The sequence below is a fragment of the Blastocatellia bacterium genome (assembly GCA_035275065.1).
In the GTDB taxonomy this organism is placed as follows: Bacteria; Acidobacteriota; Blastocatellia; order UBA7656; family UBA7656; genus DATENM01.
On sequence record DATENM010000066.1, the window covers coordinates 12,714 to 29,748 of the forward strand.

Sequence of the window (17,035 nt, forward strand, 5' to 3'; positions counted from 1 at the left end):
AAGTGACAAGTGACGCTGCGCAGATCATCTTGCGAGGAACGATGTACCTACCGACAAGCGATCTTGTCACTTGTCACTCGTCACTTGTCACTTCACGTTGAACAACTGCACGTCTTCGAGTACCCAGTTGCCGCCGGCTCGGCTCAGGATGTAAAGTGCCGTGCCCGACTGGTCACGGTTCTCGGCCCGCGCCGTGAGCGCCACGTCGAGCGCGACGCGATTGGCATCCATCGGGTCAACGCGGAGAATCTCGGTCGCCCAGGCGCTCGGTCGGGTGACGGTCAGCCCTTGAATGAAGCGTTTCAGGTTGTTGCGCACGACCAGCGGCGTCAGCTTGTCAGACGAAGGGTCTTTGATGACCGCGTCGAGCTGCGAGATGAATGAGCGGATCGCCGCATCAACCGGCGGCAACTGATTGGCGGCGCGCTCGGCCTGAATCAGCGCCGCACGCGCCGCGACCTGCGCCGGCGCTTCTTCGGCTTCGACGACGGCGCGGCGTAGCGCCCCGACCGCCTCTGCCGCTTGATTGCGCGCCATCGCCGCCTGCCCTAGCGTCACATGTGCCCAGGCCAGCGCCGAGCCGACCGGCGGCTCGATCTTGATCGCGGCGTTGGCTTCAGTGGTCGCTTCGTCGAACTTCTTTTCGGCGGCAAGCGTGCGGCCGAGCCACGCATGGATCAGCGCGTTGGTCGGGTCGCGGCGCGCCGCCTCGCGCAGCTTGCCTTCGGCTTCGGCATAATCGCCTTTGTTGAAGGCGGCGATGCTTTGATTGAAGAGCGTCTGCGCCGACGGGCGCGGCAGTTTCATATCGCCGTCGCGCGCGTCGTTGTCATAGTTCGTCTGGATAATCAGCTTGTCGGGATCAACTTCGATGGCGGTGATCTTTTCCGCCGTCGGGATTTCCGCCGTCGCGATGTTTTCCGACGGCACCGCGACGCTGATCGTCACAGGCTTTCCCGAAGCGGTCGTCGCCAGCACTTTGACGGTCACGTCGCCTGTGCCCAGGTTGCGCAGGTTGAGGCGCTGCGTGTCGGGCTTGTCCGACGGCAGCGGCGCGCCGACGATGAGGTCCGGCTCGGTGATCGAGTCGAGCCATTGCTGAAAGAGCTTTTCGACAGCCGGGCTGGTGCTCTTGACGACGGCGGCGCGAAAGTCATCCGGCGTGACCACCTTCGTCTGCGCGACAGCGAATGTCGTCTTGATCGCGGCGATCATTTTGTCGCGGCCCGCGGTCTCGGCCATCAGCCGCAGCACCAGCGGGCCTTTGCCAAAGATGGCGGCGCTGTAATTCGGCAGCGCGATGGTCTGCAAGCCCAGCTCGGCGTCGCGGCCCGATTGCGCCACCGGCGTGTAGCTCCAGCGCATGCGCTCGAAGGCGTCGCGCCCTGCCTCTTTGCCGAAGCGATCTTCGAAGTAGAGCGCCGCCAGGTAACGCGGCAGCGAATCGCGCAGGAAAGCGACGCTGCGGGGGCGCTGGCCGCTGCGGGCTTCGATGCCGCGAATCCGCGCGCGGCCTTCCGTCCACATTCTGGCGACGGCATCGGCTACGGCTTCAATGGTTGACTCGGTGACCACGTCGCGGCGGAACACTTGCTCGTTTAGGACCAGCGCCCCCGGCACGGCCAGATTGCCGGCGCGTGCCGACGAGATGATGCGGAAGGTCGCGCCCGCAGGCGGCGGCCCGAGCAGGCGCGTGAAGAAATCAACCGCGCGCCCGGCTTCATCACTCAAGCGCTTGCTGATCGCCGGGCCCGCGGCCTTCGCAGCAGCCGCCAGGGTCAGGCCGGGCGGGGTGTAGACTTCGATCTTCACGCCGCCGGCATCGCTGCCGAGCGGTTGATCGTAATTGCCGGCAATCAGCAGGGGCAGGGAATTGAGCGACTGCTCGAAGGCGAACGCCGGCCCGGCGGATTTCACCGCGCCTGCCGACAGCCCGCGAAAGTTGTTTGTAGCCGAGGCCACAGTGACGTCGAGCGTGAATGGCGCGGTCGTCGGCCCATAGGGCGTGAAGACGGTTGAAGGCATCGGCACCCAGATGGCTTCGGGCGCGAGCAGCACTTCGCCGGGGTAGATGTGAATCAAGGCCGAGGATTCGGGCGCTTCGATGCGGTAAGCGAATTCAACCCTGGCGGTCGCGTTCGGGGCGATGCCGGCGTCTGCGGAAACGACGATTTGATTGAGCGTCGTGACGCGGCGGTCTTCGGTTGTCTCGATCTGCGCGGTCGCGCCGTTCACAGTGGCCGACGTGACTTTCGCAAGTTTGCTCAGGCGAAAGAAGAGCCTGGTCTTTGGCGTTTGACCGAGATTGACGACCGTGATGGCGGCGCGGCAATCGGCGGCGCTCGCCGCGGGGTCGAGGCGCACGTTGATCTGATAGCGATCCACTTCGACTTCCTGCGCCGCCGCGGCGGCGGCGAGCAGAAGCCCGACGATAAAAGCGAATGAAAACTTTTTGAGCATTACGACTGAAACCTTTTCGCGGTTGGGCTGCCACATGGCCTGTGCTTACAACTGATCTTTCACCAGCGCGTGAATCGCTTTGAGCTTTTCGAGCAGCGGCGCGAGGCGTTCGAGCGGCAGGCTGTTCGGCCCATCGGAAAGCGCCGCCGCAGGGTTATCGTGAACTTCCATAAACACGCCGTCCACGCCGCAGGCGACGCCGGCCCGCGCCATGTATTCGATCAACTCCGCGTCGCCGCCGGTCGCCGTGCCCAGGCCACCGGGCCGCTGCAAACTGTGAGTAATGTCATAGACCACAGGGTAGCCGAAGCCGCGCATCACCGGCAGGCCGCGAAAGTCTACGACCAGGTTGTTATAACCGAAGCTCGTGCCGCGCTCGGTGATGATCACCCGTCGGTTGTTTTGCGAAGCCGCCTTGGCGACGGCGTTCTTCATGTCGTGCGGTGCCAGGAACTGGCCTTTCTTGATGTTGACGGCACGATTCGTGCGCGCGGCTTCGACAATCAGATCGGTCTGCCGGCAGAGGAACGCCGGAATCTGCAAGATGTCGGCGACTTCGGCGGCGGCGCGCACCTGCGCGGTTTCGTGTACGTCGGTCAGCACCGGTAAGCCAAACTCGCTGCGAATGCGCCCCAGCACGCGCAAGCCTTCTTCGATCCCCGGCCCGCGATGCGCCGTCGCCGAAGTGCGGTTGGCTTTGTCGTAAGAGGCTTTGAAAATATACGGGACGCCGAGCTGACGGGTGATGCGGCTGATGGCCGAGGCCATCTTCAGAGCGTGGGCTTCGCTTTCGACAACACACGGGCCGGCGATGAGGAACAGCTCACCGCCGCCAAGCTCTACGTCACCAACTTTGAAAGGCGTCACTGAGGCTGGCATAGTCGAATCATCATTCTACACGCCAGCAGCGCGAATGTGAAAGCGCGATGCGCCGCGCCTATGGCGGCAAATCTCGGCGGTTGCATGGACGGTTCGCGCCGGCGTATACTCTTCTTCGACAAGCAAGCGAAACGATCCGCCGGTGCCAGCAGCGCCGGCGGATTTCTTTTTGGATAAAATACGGCCTGCGCTCGATGGGCGCAGGCGCTTTCATTTGTGCCCGTGTTGATGCGGAGGAAATATGAGTAACCCGGAGCCTGTGCCGTACACGAATGACGCCGAGATCGAGGCGCTGGTCGCGCGCTTTGCGGCTTGCGAACTGCCGCCCGACGACGTCTCGCACCGCGTCCACGTCGCCATGAGCGCGTGGTGTTTTCTGAAGTCGCCCGAACGGGAAGCCGCGGGGCGCATCCGTGATGATCTGCGGCGCTACGTCGAGTGGCACCATATCACTATCTATAACGAGACCATCACGCTGTTCTGGGCCAGGATGATCGGCAAGGCGGTGGCGGGCATGGATCGGGCGCGGCCCGCATTTATGCTCGTCAACGAAGTGGTAGCGCAACTCGGCGATTCGCAGTTGATCTTCGCTTACTACACACGCGAGCGGCTGCAATCGGAGGAAGCGCGCCACGGCTGGGTCGAGCCCGATTTGCGGCCGCTCGATCTTTGAAATGCGCCCAGCGCCAGGCTATTTCACGCGCGGTGTCTGAGCGCCCGGCGTGGTTTTGGCGACTAGCTCATGCTCACGCGAAACCGCCAGTTGTACCAGATCGCGCTCGAAGAAGAGGTCGAGCGTCCAGTCGAGGATGACGCGCACCCGCTTTTCGAGCTGCGGGATGCGCATCACGTAATAGGTTCGCCAGAGAAACCATGCGAAGTAGCCGGAAAAGCGCAGGCCCATCAAATCCGCAACGCCTGTGCGCTCGCCGACAATCGCCATCTGTCCCATGGTGTCGTAATCAAACGGCTGCCGCCGAGCGCGCCCAAAGATCGCCGCAATGTTGCGCGCCGCGCGCTTGCCTTCGCGGACGGCGTGCTGTGCCGTCGGCGGGTGCGGCTTGCCGGTCTTCGGATTGGGAATGTGAGCGCAATCGCCGAGCGCCCAGACGTTCTTCCGGCCCTCGACTTCAAAGTATTCGTTGACGCGAATGCGCCCGCGCTCTTTTGCCAGCTCGAAGCCGGCGACGAGCGGATTGGGCGCAACTCCCGCGCCCCAGATGACCGTTTGTGTCGCGACCTGTTCACCGCCCGACAACGCGAAGCCATTTTGCTCGACGCGAGTGACGGCGGTGTTGGTGCGGACTTCGACACCGCGCTTGACCAGCACGCGCTCGGCAAAGGCGGCGAGCTTCTCGTTCATCTCGGCCATCAGTCGCGGCCCGGCTTCGATAAGCAGCACGCGGATGCGACGGCGGTCGATCTCTGGATAATAATCGGCCGCCTCGCGCACGAAGTCATTGATCTGGCCGACGACTTCGACGCCCGTCAGACCACCGCCGACGACCGCAAAGGTCAGCAGCTCGTCGGCACGCTCCGGCTCGACCGCAGCTTCTTCAAGCATATCGATGACGTGGTTGCGGACGTAGATGGCGTCGCCCAGCGTCTTGAAGGGCAGGGCGAATTCCGCCGCGCCGGGAATGCCGAAATAGTTGATGACGCCGCCGAGCGTCAGCACCAGATAATCGTAATGGAACTCACGCTCAGCGCCCGTCAGGCTGTGCCGCGCCGAGACCACCTGCGCGTCAAAATTGATGCCCGATACTTCGACTTCGGCAAAGCGCGTGCGGCGCAGGAGCTTGCGCAAGGGGCTGACAATGTGGCGCGTGCCGATGCTGCCTGCGCCGGTTTCCGGCAACATCGGCGTGAACAGGAAAAAGTTTTCGCCGTTGAGCAGCGTGACGGTGACATCGCGCTCGCGCTTCAGTCGCTTTTCCAGTTCAAGCGCGGTATAGAGTCCGGCGAATCCGCCGCCGACAATAACAATATGACTGGCTGCCATCTTTACCTTTCACCTCCGGTTAACCACATCCACGTTTGGCACCGCTGCCGGGTTACTCGAACGGCAGCAGCGGCTGAAGCTCGGCGATCTCTGATTCCGGCGCGACCAGATCGAGGCGGCGTGCCAGGCCGTGCCGCCTGGCTTCCTGGCGCAGCAGCTCGACCTGCGCGGCGGTCGCCGGTGCGTGGCCGTCGCGAGCCAGACGGCGCGGCAAGCCCGCGGGCTGGCGCGAGCGATAATTCAGGCTGTCGAGCGACAACGCCTGCGTCCGGCTTTCGGCAATCTTCGTCATGGCGTCGCGGACGAATTCGCGGCTCATCGGCACGGGCACGAAGGCCGGCGCCCACAACACGTAAGTCGCAATGCCGCGCTCCGACAGACGGCGAATCGTTGCCAGCCGCCCGCTGGTTGGTGCGGCCCACGGCTCAATAATGTCTGATAGCCGGTCATCGATCACCGAAATGCTCATGCCAACGGCGGCGCGCGGCAGGCGGGCGATCAAGTCGGCGTCGCGCTCGACCAGGGTTTGCTTGGTCAGAATGAAGAGGCTGTGCTGCGGGTGGCGCTCGAAGACTTCAAGAATGCGGCGGGTGATCTGGTAGCGCTCTTCGACGGGCTGATAAGGATCGGTCGCGGTTGACATGAAAACCCGCGTCGGCTGGCGCAAGCGCCCCAGTTGTTTGTCGAGCAGTTCCGGCACGCCCTCTTTGACGTCAACATACGTGCCCCACTTCCGCTCTTCCAACTGCTTGTGCTTCATGTGCGGCACGTAGCAGTAGGCGCAGCCTACTGTGCATCCCTGGTAAGGGTTGAGCGTGAAGCCGCCCATGCCGGAACGATTCAGCACCGACCGTGGCTGAATGACGGTGAGCTTGACGGCTCGCTCAGGCTTGCGCGCGGGCTTCATATTCAAAGTATAAGAGGGCGGCCAGGGTGCAGCAATCGAGCGCCTGTCGCGCCTCGTGTGGTCGGTGCTCGCCCCTTCAAGTACAGCTTGCAAGGTCGGCACACTGACAATTCAAGAGATCAGTGAGCGGCAGGCGAGTAAGCGGCGGCGGGATTGGATTCTTTATGGATCAGGCTCAGACCGACACCTCGGCACCGGCCAGCCGCAGCGCGAAGACGCGATTCAGGCGGTCGCGGTTCTCGATCACTTGTCGGAGGTTGTTGCTGGCGGCTTCGATCAGTTCGGTTTCGCCCGTGGCGGCGGCTTTATCGAGGAGAGTTTGCGCATCCTGAACGATGCGCTCGGCTTCGGTGAGAATACGGCTCAGGGCTTCGGTTGAAAACATGGGACCTTCCTGCCTGAATCTCGCCGGCGGCTGTCGGGCGCAGCTTAATTTGTTGACACCCACAAGCGGTTGAAGTATAAAGGTGGTGCGCTAGAGCGAACTGCAAATTCGGAATATTTCGGCTCCCCACAGCTTCGATATTCCAGCGTCTTGCGCACCACCATTACCTCATCCGGGCTGTGGCCCCACCCATGGCCCGGAGGCTTTACTCCCACGTCACGGACAATATCATAGTATTTCAGTCGGTTGCAACAGCAAAGTTAAGAATCTACCTTAACTGTTTTGCGCCGCCGGCTGGCCGGGTCGCCTTCTCCCGGATCGCAAGCCGTCTTAGCCTTCGAAGGAGAGGTAAGTGGTGCCACAGAGTCTCAAAAAGCGCGCCGCCGAATTGGAGCGCCAGGTGAAAGAATACGCCGAGAACGTCAAGCGCGTCTTGCGCGAGTACCGCGAAACGCAGCGCGCCAGCGCGCGAGTCGAGCAGGTGCCGCCTTCGCGCATCCGTGCGCGATTGCTGCGCAAGCGGCGTGATGTCGAACGCGCCAACGCCGAGTACATGGCGTTGCAGAAAGAGCTTGATATGATTCGCAGTCGTATGCAGGCGCGAAAATAGGCCGTTCGCGTGATCCAAAAGCCGCCGTCCGGCAACGTCTCGAATCCGTTCAAGTGGTGTCCCTAAATGGCTTGAATCTCTCCTGGGACCGGGCGGGTTGCCCGGTCGCGAGCCCATCCCTGCTGATTAAGCCGGCCGCGCCGCCGCAAAATAATTCTTCAAACGGCAGGCCACCTTTGGCATAGGGGTTGTAATCATAAAGGGTGAGGGATTCCGGAAGGAAGATGGGGGATGCTTTCTAGGGAAAGGAAGGAATGAATATGAACATACAGTGGATAAAGAAAGGCTTGGCAGGGACGGCGCTGGCGCTCATCCTGGGCATCGGCAGCACGACCGTGCTAAGCACGACGGCGCAGGCGCAAGACCGTCGTTGGCGCGACCGAGATAATTATCGTTCGGAGCGTGAACGCGAGGAAGCGCGCCGGCGCGCCGAGCGCGAGCGTGAATGGGCTGCCCGTCAGCGCCAGAATAACCGCTATGTTTATGTGACTCCGCGAGTCGTGCCGCGCGTTTATAACGGCGGGGGCTATTATGGCGGTTACGGCAACTACGGTAGCTATGGCAATTATGGCGGCTCGTATGAGGAGCAGAGAGGGTTCAGCGACGGGCTGAATCGCGGACAGGAAGATGTGCGCGACCGGCGCTCCTTCAATCCGAACAACTCCAGCCACTATCGCAGCGGCAACGCGGCCTACCGCGAAGGCTTCCGCAGAGGCTACGCGCAAGGCTATCGCCAGTATGGCGGTTATGGCCGCTGGTAATTAACGCGAGCCTTAAATAGATTGAGCGGGCCTGGACGTGAAGTCCGGCCCGCTCTTTTGTTTTTCAGCGCCGCTTGCTGTCGCGATTACTGAGCGCGCTCGGCAGCGGTGAAGCGCGGCTCGATGTCAACGGGAATGTTTCCCAGCTTGTCGAGCGTCTTCTGCATCTCCGGGCGAATCACGCCGTACTTATCGAGCAGCGCTTTGGCTTTCTCGTAAGAGCCTTCGGCTTGCAGCGTGAGAATCTCATTCGTCAGCTTGCGCACCGCGTCTTTGATCTTCGCCGGGTCAATGCTGTAAGTTCCCGCCGCCTCGTTGTACTTGATGCCGCCTTCGTCGCTCAGGTAATTGAACTGCAAAGCCTGCCCCTTGCCGTGCGCCTCGGTGGTGCCAAAGCGCACAGAGCGGAACGAGCTGGCCAGGTAAGTCGTGTAGAGGTCGCGCTCCATCGCCGGATCAATGGCGCCCTTATCGATCAAGTATTGTAGCGCCCACAACCCTGTGATGTCGGCCTTGGCCTCTTCAATCGCCGAATAGAGTTCCTTGAGCTGTCCGCGCACGGTCGTCGCGTTGCCCGCGACCGTGATGTTGTGCGGGCCGAGGCCGTGCAACAGCTCGTGCATGAGGATGTGCGTGAAGAAGGCGTCGAAGGAGATTTGTGATGACTGCGCCGGGTCGAGCGCGACCTTCGAGATAGGGATCAGCACCTTGTTGAATTTCGCCTCCTGCATATTCTTGAGCATCACGCGCTTCGAGCCCTTCTCTTTGACGACCTGCTCGTCGTTCGGCAGGTTGAAGGCCGCCGTCTGCACGCCGCGGTTGCCGTCGCCCGCAGTGAAGACTACGTCAACGACGCGAATCGGCGAAGCCGCGCCGAGCTTCGGGTTGCGGTAGCGCGCCTCCATCGGCAGGTTGTTTTCGAGCTCTTGCAGGTAGCTGCTGAACTTCACCAGCTTGCCCGATTCGGCGTCGTCGCGCAAAGTGACGAACGCCTCGTAAGCCGCTTTGTAGCCGAACAGCTCGTCCTCGTAGGTCTCGTACGGCCCGATGGTGATGTCAAGCGGCGCGTCGAGGTCCATCCACGCCACGTCGCTCAAATAATAATTATCGGAGAGGAACGCATCGGCGCGCTTGGTCAAGAAATCCTTCAGCGTCGCATTCGACGTCAGCCCGGCGGCCTCGCGCAAGGCGGCGGCGGCAGGCGCCAGGAACTGCTGATACTCCTGGCTGTAAGGGACCAGCTTGAGCTTGCCCGCATTATCGCGGCGGATGACTGTAAAGAAGCCTTCGGCCTGCTTACGGTCGGCGGCAGAGAGCGACTGCGACCAGGCGGTGAACTCGTCTTTGGTGATGTCGTCGGGATAGAAGCCGGCGTAGGCTGGTTTTTCAGCCGGCACGCCGGAGATGAACGGCTTGTTGTGATCGAGCCGCGACCACGGGCCTTTGTTGATCATGAAGTAATGCCGCCGCGCCTGGCCGAGCGGCGAGGTGTCGGCGTCGAGCCGGGTTTTAAGATCAACGTTGCCGCTCCAGACCTGGCGCAGAAAGATGTCATCCATCAGACGCGCCGCCTGAATGATCTTGGCGAGCGCCTGCTGATCGCCCGCCGAAAGTTTCGCGGTGTCGGCGGCGACATCGGTCGGCGCAAAGCGCGCGATCATCTGTTCGAGTTGTGCCTGATCGGGCATGTTGGCGCTCTCCTTTGCCGGTTGCGTGGGCTGCGGTTGCTGGCAGCTTGCGATGAACACGCTCAATGCAAGCAGGAGCCATAAAGGGGGTCTCAATGATTTCATGCTCTCACCATCCTCGGAAATTTGTCGGTCTTGCAGCGAAGACTTTATCACTTTTTGCCGCGGATTTCTCGCGCCGGCGTCGCCGCTTCATCCGACCTCAACCTGGGCAAGCAAGGGGAAGTGATCCGACGCCTGCGTGACCAGGCTGTCACGAAAGACTTCGCAAGCGGTCAATCGATTGGCGAAGGCTTGCGGCAGGAAGATGTAGTCAAAGCGAATGTTCGCGCCCCAGGTCGGAAAGGTGAATCCCGCGTCCGCCGGGTGCAGACTGCGGTAGCCGTCCGTATACTTGGCGTCGAGCATAATCTGAATCACACGCCAGTGTATCTTACCGCCACCGAGCCAGAGCAGCGGTAGCAACCGCAGCGGCAGCCGTCGCGTATCGAGTATCGCCCCCGGCGCCAGCGTGTTGAAATCGCCGACCAGGGCGTGATAGCCCTGCTGGTATTGCTCGATGTCTTTGAGCATGGCGCGCAATTCTCTGATCCGCCGCCACTCTGCCAGGTTGGAATGAATGGCGCTGAGATGCAGGCCGAAGACGCGCAGCCCGGTGTCGGCGGGAACGATCTCAAGATAAGGATGACGCGTGCGCGGCGGGCGGTGCCATTCATAGTGCGTGATCGGCAGCCGGCTCATAAACGCGAGCGAATGGCCGTCACGCGCGGCCCACACCGGCATCTGTGTGTCACTGGCGAGGCGCTCGATGACGGCGGGCCGCGTCGCTTCTTGAAAGACCACCAGGTCAGGGTTGCACGACCGCACGACCGCGCTGAGATAGGCTTCCCGCCCGACCCCGCCATAGCGGATGTTGTAACTGAGCAGCTTGAGGGGCATCACTTTTCGGGCTTCTCGATCAGCGTAAGGTAAGGCTGGCCGGCGATGTCGCCGCGCAGCTTGATGACGAACTCTCTCGACGCCTGAATGTTGACCGGGCGTCCCACCATGCGTTGCAGTTTCTCGCGCAGCGGCACCAGCGCCGGGGCGATGTCGGGGTCCTTGTCGCTGAGCGGCTTCGAGTGAATCTTCGGCATGTAGAAGCCGTCCAGGATGTAGAGGTCCATGACTTCGTCGCCCACCAGCGTCAGGTCGAGGTCGCTGGTGCCCGGCCCGTCGGCATCGAACGGCGCGCCATCGTCGTAGCGCACGCCGGTGACGGAACTGCCGCGCAGCACCGCGCCGGTGCCTTCCGGTATTTCCGCGCGCACCGCGTCACAGAACGCTTCAAAGCGGCGCGGGTCGCCACCGAACGCCAGCCGCACCACGCGCTCGCGCTTCTCTTCGTCGGTCATCTCGTCATTGCTTTTCGACGTTGCCTCTTCAGCCATGAGAGCCCTCCGGGTAAGTAAAGATTATTACCGAATCGGCGCGCCCACTCTGACAATTCGTATCAAAGATCGTGCCACATCGGCGCCGGTGATCACACACGACGGGCGGTCACACCTGTTCCTTCAGCAAGGAGGCGAACGCCTCTGCCGCCTTCATCATCACGCCGCGCCTGCGCCACTCGGCGAGCTCGACCTTGTCGCAAGCCGCAAGGTCGCGGGCAAAGATCGCCTCGAACTCGGCGGCGACCTTGCGGTCGTAAAGGCAGACGTTGTTCTCGTCGTTGAGCGCGAAGGCCCGGTTGTCGAAGTTGGTCGTCCCCACCGTAGACCACACGCCATCGCACACCATGTACTTGTGGTGCAGCATGGTGCGGTTGTACTCGTAAATTTCGATGCCGTGCTTGAGCAGCGGGCCGTACAGTCGTGTGCTGTTGAACCGCGCCAGCCGCGTATCATTGTGGCGGCCCGCGACCATGATCTTGACGGCCACGCCGCGCCGCCGCGCATCGATGAGAATGTCGAGCGCCGCCCGGTCCGGCACGAAGTAAGGGTTGGCGATCAGGATGGACTGGCGCGCGCAGACGATGGACAGATAGTACATGACGCGCACCGTCGAGGAGCCGGTTTCCGGCGAGCTGAGGATGGACTGTATCTCCATCTCGCCCGCCTCTTCGGTCGGCGGGAAGTAGTCCGGCCCCGATACCAGCTCGCCGGTCGTTTCGAGCCAGTTGCGCGCGAAGCCGGTCTGCAAAGTCATGGCCGCCGGCCCCTCGATGCGCACCTGGATGTCGCGCCAGTGGTGTTCGTCCTCGGCGTTGCCCAGCCAGTGGTCGGCGATGCCGGCGCCGCCGGTGAAGCCGGTGCGCCCGTCGATGATCAGCGACTTGCGGTGCGTGCGGTTGTTGACGCGGTTGAGGCTGTACCAGCGCACGGGGTGATACCACTCGACCTGACAGCCGCCCGCTTCCAGCGTCTTCAAGATGTCGGCCCCGATGCTTGAAGCGCCGACCGCGTCGAGCAGGATTTTGACCGGCAAGCCTTCGCGCGCGCGGGCCGCCAGCGCGTCGGCGAAGCGCTTGCCGATCTTCCCCTCCCAGTAGATGTAAGCCTCGATGGTGATCGAGCGCCTGGCCTGCTCGATGGCCTCCATCATCGCCGGGTAGAACTGGTCGCCGTTGTTAAAGATGGCAAAGGTGTTGCCGCGCAGGAATGCCGCGCCGGTCGCGCCCGTCACCGTGCTCAGGAATTCTTCTGACTCGATGGCGAACTCGTGTTCGAGCCCGTAAGCCGGCGAGCCTTCTCTGGGCGTGGACAGGTACATCAAGAAGGCGGTGATGATTAGCGCGAGCGCGATCCCTGAGTGGTGATCGAAATAAAAGAAGGCGGCGGCGGCGGCCCACAGCCACCACGACCAGATGAGCGACCGCAGCCGCCCCCACCAGCCGGGGACGCCCTTCGGTCGCCGCCGGCGGCGGGGCTTGTGCTTCGCTGCGAAGTTGCTTTTGCGAGGGCTGGCGGCGGGCTTAGTTCTTCGCTCTTCGTGCATGTAATGTGAATCGCAAAAGGCACACGGTCAAAGATGTCCGGATTAAACGCAACCGTCACAAGCTCACCGGGCGGGCGCGACGGTTCGAACTCAGAAGCCCGGCGCCATTAGCTGATATGATAAACGATTCGTGGCCGCCCCGAAACACCGCGCCGAGGATTCACGCATGAAGCCAACCGGCTTGAGGTATACGAGACACATCGCGCTACTGCTCCTGATCGCCGCGCTGCTGATCGTCACGCAGTCGAACAGCCTGCCCAACGGCATCAGCTTCACGCCGCGAATGCGCGCCATCAACCGGCTCAAGAACCGCACACGGCTGCCGCAGCCATCGGACTTCGACGACCGGGTCACGCTCGACGCCTTGCTACAGCCCGGCGGCGACCGCGGTCGCTGGTCCGAGGCGTCGGCGGCGCGGCTCGAAGGCTACGTCGTCAGGGTCATGGCGGGCAGCGTCGAATCGGCCAACTGCTACTCGTTCCTGCGGCGTGATACGCACATCGAGGTGGCGCTCGCCCCCGAAGCCGCGCCGCGCGGGCGCGTCGAATTGGAAGTCACGCCGCGCATCAGAGAGTGGGCCAGGGCGCAAGGCTGGGACTGGTCTACCGAGGCGCTGGCGGGCGAGTTGCCGGGCCACTGGTGTTCCTTCGAAGGGTGGCTGTTGTTTGACACAGGACATGACAACGAATCAGAAAACACCAACTCCGGGGGCGCGAAGAATTGGCGCGCGACGGCCTGGGAACTTCACCCGGTCACCGCAATCAAGGTGATTCGCTAAGGCTCTGTCTTGCGCCACAGGTCGTATGGCTTTTGCGCGCCTGTGTGGAATGGCAGCTCGACTTTACGCCCGCTGCCGGCGGATTGGTAAGCCGCAAACAGCGCCTCTAGCACGGCGCGGCCATCGTCGCCCGTGACCAGCGGCTCAAGGTCTCGGCGCACACAGTCAACGAAGTGGGCCATCTCTTGCGGGAAGCCGTAATTCCATGCCTCCTCATAGATCGTGAAACTCCACCCCGTCGTCGAGCCGGCTTTTTCAACCGCGTAATCATAGCCTGTGCGGCTGTAGGTCAGAATCGAATTGCCTTGCAGCAGGTTGGCGTAGGCAACGCCCTCCGAGCCATGCACTTCGGCGCGATCATCCATGCCGCCGAGCTTGGTCCAGCTCTCTTCGGCCATCGCCGTCACGCCATTTTCAAATTCAAGGATCAAGATCGCGTTATCGTCGCCCCGCGTCTTGTCTGCGTGCAGGCCGGTCGTCATGTGCGCGTAGACCGATTTGATCTTAGGCCGGCCAAGCATCCAGCGAAAGAACTCGATGGCGTGGCAGCCCATGTCCATCGTCACACCGCCGCCGGCGCGATTGACATCCCAGAAGTGCGCGGCGTGCGGCCCATCGTGCTTCTCGGACTGCTTGATGAGCAAGGGCCTGCCGAGCGCCCCCGAATCCAACAGTTGCTTGAGACGAACATATTTTGGCGCGAAGCAGAGCTCTTCGGCATACATCAACTTGACGCCGGCTCGGCGGCATGCCTCGATCATGCGGTCGGCCTCCGCGAGGTTCAGGCACAACGGTTTTTCCATGACGACGTGCTTGCCGGCAGCCGCGGCGTCGACGGCGACCTGGCAATGCAGATCGTTGGGAACACCGACCACAACCATGTCAACCTCGTCCATCTCCAGCAGCTTGCGATAATCCGTGAAGTGATGCGGGATGTCGAAGCGCCCGGCAAAGGCCGAGCTGCGTTCCGGGTTGGGCGAGGCGGCGGCAAACAACTCGGCAGCGGCGCAGGGCCGCAAGGCTTCGGCGTGAATCGTCGAGATGAACTGCGAACCGATGATGCCAACTCGTACGGGCTTATCCATGCGCTCTACCTTTCAAGCGAGGCGGCTGATGTTTGCGCCTATCTTATGAGTCGGACGCCGCCTCGCGGTCATAGAAACAGGTCACGTCGTCGTGGAGCCACAAGAATGAAGCCGGGAACGCTGTCGAGACTTGCGGCACCCGCAGACGTTCGAGCGGCTTTCGTTTACTTGCGCCGCTGACGAGCAGGACGATCTTGCGGGCCGCCAGTATCTCGGCCATGCCGAGCGTGATGCCATATTCGGGCGCTCGCGCGGCTGCGCCTAACATCGAATGCCGCCTGGAGCTTTCAGCCAGCCTGGCAACGTGCGCGAACGGTTCGAGCGCATCGGCGGGCTCGTTCAAACCCAGGTGTCCATTCACGCCAATTCCCAGCACACAGAGATCAATCGATGTTTGCGCGGCCAGCAAGGCGCGAACCCGCTGGCACTCCGCCTGCGCATCGAGCGGGTCGCTCCGAAAGGTCAGGTAACGATCACCTGCGATGCCGAGCGGCCCGACGAGCAGACGGCGAATGTACGCTTCACAGGTCGCCGGGTCATCCATCGGCAAGCCGTTCCACTCGTCGAGCTTCAAGACGCGCAAGCCCTCAAACAGTCGCGGCTCGGCTTGTCGTTTGGCGCCGAGCAATTCATAACAACGAGTCGGGGTCGAGCCGGACGCGGCGCATAACAGCAGGTCGGGCTGACGGCGGATTTCTTCGACGATCAACTCGGCGGCCTCGCGGCTCATCGCCTCATGATCCGTAGCCGCGCCGCGCCATTGGATGCCGCGGGCTGACCGGTTTTTGATCTCGTCGGTTTTCGACACAGTCGTTGATTCGCGCGGCTCAGTGTTTCCCGGCGCGAAAGTTTTCAATCACGTATTCCGAAGTCCGCAGCGTGAAGGCGAGTATCGACAGCGTCGTCGTTTTGTCCGTGCAAGAGAGCAACACGCTGGCGTCACAGCAGTAGAGGTTCGGCACTTCATGGGTCTGGCCAAAGCGGTTCGTGACAAACTTTTTCGGATCATCGCCCATGCGGCAGGTGCCGGTTTCGTGCAGGCTGAAGCCCGGCGTTTCGGGATGCTCTGCCGCGCCCCAGTACTCGCCGCCCGCCGCTTTGATGACATCGTGGCAGACGTTTTTGGCATGCTCCCACATCAGCAATTCGTTCTCGCCCCACTGGAAATGCAGCCGCGCCACGGGGATGCCATAGCGGTCTTTCACTTCCGGGTCTATCTCGACAAAGTTGGTTGCCGACGCGAGCGTTGGAATCTGGCAATAGAACCCCACGGGCGTCGGGTAGTAGCGTTTGATGTTGCGCTTGAAGTCGGAGCCGAAGCCTTCGAGCCGGTTTGAATACCACGGATAATCGCCGCAGCCGCCATAAGGGTAGACCGAGTAGCCGCGGATGAATTTCTCTTCGCGCGGGTTCTTGAGGTTCTGCCAGCGCGGCATCCATGCCACTTGCGCCGCCGAGACGTTGTCGGGAAAACTCGGCTGCCCCATCAATTGCGGCAGGTAACCGTTGCCGGTCGTGCCGTAGAGATGGTCGCAGAGATTGCGCCCCACCTGACCGCTTGAATTGGCGACCCCTGTCGGCCAGCGGCGCGATTTCGAGTTGAGCAGAATGCGCGCCGTCTCGACACAAGAAGCCGCGACGATCACCGCCTTGCCGTAGACTTCGACTTCCTGTTTCGTCTTGCGATCAACATAAGCAACGCCCGCGGCCATGCCCCGATCATTGACGATGATATTCTTGGCGACGGCATCCGTTCGCAGTTCGAGTTTGCCCGTTTTCTCTGCCGGGGGTAACAGGAACCAGGGCGTCGAAAAGAACGAGCCGGTGTCGCAGCCTTCCGTGCAGTTGCCGCAGTAGTGGCACTTCGGGTGGCCGTTATGATTGACGGTCAGTTGTGCGTGGCGGTCGGGCAGGTAAGGCACGCCGACCCTTTCGCAGCCGGCTTGCAGAATGTAATCAATGCAACGAAAGTTGAACGCCGGCAGGTACTCGCCGTCGGGGTTGCTTGGGCGGTTCTGCACCGTGCTACAAACGCCGATCATGCGCTCGACACGGCTGTAGTAGGGCGCGATCTCTTGATAAGTCACCGGCCAGTTGACGCCGAAGCCGTCCAGGCTGGCGGCGCGAAAATCAATGTCGCCCATGCGCGCCGATGAGCGCCCCCAGAAGTTCGTCTTGCCGCCGACCGCATGACAGCGCGGCCACTCCCACTGCGTCCCTGGCGCCGTCGTGTAGCTGATGCCGTGTTCCCACAGGCCATCGGTGTATTCGTTCTCGATGTGGTAATACTGGTCGCGCCGTTTGGGGTCGCCAAAGCCGCGATACTTCATGTCGTAGCTCAGCTTGTGATTGCGAAAATCTTTGGCCGGGTCAAGGCGGCGGCCAGAATTGAGCGCCAACACATTGAGCCCGGCTTCGCACAGCGTCTTGATCGCCATGCCGCCGCCCGCGCCGGTGCCAATCACAATAACGTCATAGATTTTCCTGGGCTTTTTGATCTGCAT

The 17,035-nt window shown here is 62.1% G+C and carries 16 protein-coding genes; 4 read left to right on the forward strand and 12 right to left on the reverse strand.

Annotated elements, in window-relative coordinates; all coding sequences use genetic code 11:
• Positions 1 to 87 precede the first annotated feature (87 nt).
• Together VJ464_16370 and kdsA are read right to left on the reverse strand one after the other, a co-directional pair.
• On the reverse strand, positions 88 to 2,460 hold the full coding sequence (locus VJ464_16370) for a tetratricopeptide repeat protein (GenBank protein HKQ06710.1): 2,373 nt from the start codon (positions 2,458 to 2,460) through the stop codon (positions 88 to 90).
• Positions 2,461 to 2,505: 45 nt separating this feature from the next.
• A complete protein-coding gene (gene kdsA, locus VJ464_16375) occupies positions 2,506 to 3,339 on the reverse strand; it encodes a 3-deoxy-8-phosphooctulonate synthase (GenBank protein ID HKQ06711.1) in 834 nt (277 codons plus the stop codon).
• Between the two features lie 241 nt (positions 3,340 to 3,580).
• On the opposite strand from kdsA, the gene VJ464_16380 reads away from it, so the two are divergent.
• Entirely contained in the window at positions 3,581 to 4,012 is a 432-nt protein-coding gene (locus tag VJ464_16380; protein ID HKQ06712.1) for a hypothetical protein, read from the forward strand.
• Between the two features lie 18 nt (positions 4,013 to 4,030).
• On the opposite strand, the gene VJ464_16385 is transcribed toward VJ464_16380, so the two are convergent.
• The 3 genes from VJ464_16385 to VJ464_16395 form a co-directional block, all read right to left on the reverse strand.
• The gene (locus VJ464_16385; GenBank protein HKQ06713.1) at positions 4,031 to 5,341 is read right to left on the reverse strand and encodes an NAD(P)/FAD-dependent oxidoreductase; all 1,311 of its coding nucleotides are present in this window, start codon (positions 5,339 to 5,341) and stop codon (positions 4,031 to 4,033) included.
• 52 nt (positions 5,342 to 5,393) lie between these two features.
• Positions 5,394 to 6,341: a DUF5131 family protein gene (locus VJ464_16390; protein HKQ06714.1), complete on the reverse strand. Its 948-nt coding sequence runs from the start codon at positions 6,339 to 6,341 to the stop codon at positions 5,394 to 5,396.
• A gap of 82 nt (positions 6,342 to 6,423) precedes the next feature.
• Entirely contained in the window at positions 6,424 to 6,633 is a 210-nt protein-coding gene (locus VJ464_16395) for a hypothetical protein (GenBank protein ID HKQ06715.1), read from the reverse strand.
• A gap of 355 nt (positions 6,634 to 6,988) precedes the next feature.
• Here VJ464_16395 and VJ464_16400 point away from each other — a divergent pair, with 355 nt between their 5' ends.
• A complete protein-coding gene (locus VJ464_16400) occupies positions 6,989 to 7,243 on the forward strand; it encodes a hypothetical protein (GenBank protein HKQ06716.1) in 255 nt (84 codons plus the stop codon).
• Between the two features lie 254 nt (positions 7,244 to 7,497).
• Positions 7,498 to 8,004, forward strand: coding sequence for a hypothetical protein (locus VJ464_16405; protein HKQ06717.1), 507 nt, complete (start codon positions 7,498 to 7,500; stop codon positions 8,002 to 8,004).
• A gap of 86 nt (positions 8,005 to 8,090) precedes the next feature.
• Here VJ464_16405 and VJ464_16410 read toward each other — a convergent pair whose 3' ends face one another.
• The 4 genes from VJ464_16410 to VJ464_16425 form a co-directional block, all read right to left on the reverse strand.
• Positions 8,091 to 9,692 carry a hypothetical protein gene (locus VJ464_16410; protein HKQ06718.1) on the reverse strand — a complete coding sequence of 534 codons (1,602 nt, stop codon included), beginning with the start codon at positions 9,690 to 9,692 and terminating at the stop codon, positions 8,091 to 8,093.
• 192 nt (positions 9,693 to 9,884) lie between these two features.
• Positions 9,885 to 10,631 carry an endonuclease/exonuclease/phosphatase family protein gene (locus VJ464_16415; GenBank protein HKQ06719.1) on the reverse strand — a complete coding sequence of 249 codons (747 nt, stop codon included), beginning with the start codon at positions 10,629 to 10,631 and terminating at the stop codon, positions 9,885 to 9,887.
• Positions 10,631 to 11,122 carry a hypothetical protein gene (locus VJ464_16420; GenBank protein ID HKQ06720.1) on the reverse strand — a complete coding sequence of 164 codons (492 nt, stop codon included), beginning with the start codon at positions 11,120 to 11,122 and terminating at the stop codon, positions 10,631 to 10,633. The genes VJ464_16415 and VJ464_16420 overlap by 1 nt, the downstream gene beginning before the upstream one ends.
• A 109-nt stretch (positions 11,123 to 11,231) precedes the next feature.
• Entirely contained in the window at positions 11,232 to 12,668 is a 1,437-nt protein-coding gene (locus VJ464_16425; protein ID HKQ06721.1) for a phospholipase D-like domain-containing protein, read from the reverse strand.
• Between the two features lie 166 nt (positions 12,669 to 12,834).
• Between VJ464_16425 and VJ464_16430 the strand changes: the two genes are divergently transcribed.
• Positions 12,835 to 13,446 (forward strand): hypothetical protein, encoded by a 612-nt coding sequence (locus tag VJ464_16430; GenBank protein ID HKQ06722.1) that lies wholly within the window; start codon positions 12,835 to 12,837, stop codon positions 13,444 to 13,446.
• Here VJ464_16430 and VJ464_16435 read toward each other — a convergent pair.
• From VJ464_16435 to VJ464_16445, 3 genes are read right to left on the reverse strand one after another with little or no spacing between them, the layout of a single operon-like run.
• A complete protein-coding gene (locus VJ464_16435; protein ID HKQ06723.1) occupies positions 13,443 to 14,531 on the reverse strand; it encodes a Gfo/Idh/MocA family oxidoreductase in 1,089 nt (362 codons plus the stop codon). The genes VJ464_16430 and VJ464_16435 overlap by 4 nt on opposite strands.
• 43 nt (positions 14,532 to 14,574) lie before the next feature.
• Complete coding sequence (locus tag VJ464_16440) at positions 14,575 to 15,387, reverse strand: galactosamine-6-phosphate isomerase (GenBank protein ID HKQ06724.1); 813 nt, start codon at positions 15,385 to 15,387, stop codon at positions 14,575 to 14,577.
• The gene (locus VJ464_16445) at positions 15,359 to 17,035 is read right to left on the reverse strand and encodes a GMC family oxidoreductase (GenBank protein HKQ06725.1); all 1,677 of its coding nucleotides are present in this window, start codon (positions 17,033 to 17,035) and stop codon (positions 15,359 to 15,361) included. Before VJ464_16445 ends, VJ464_16440 begins: the two co-directional genes overlap by 29 nt.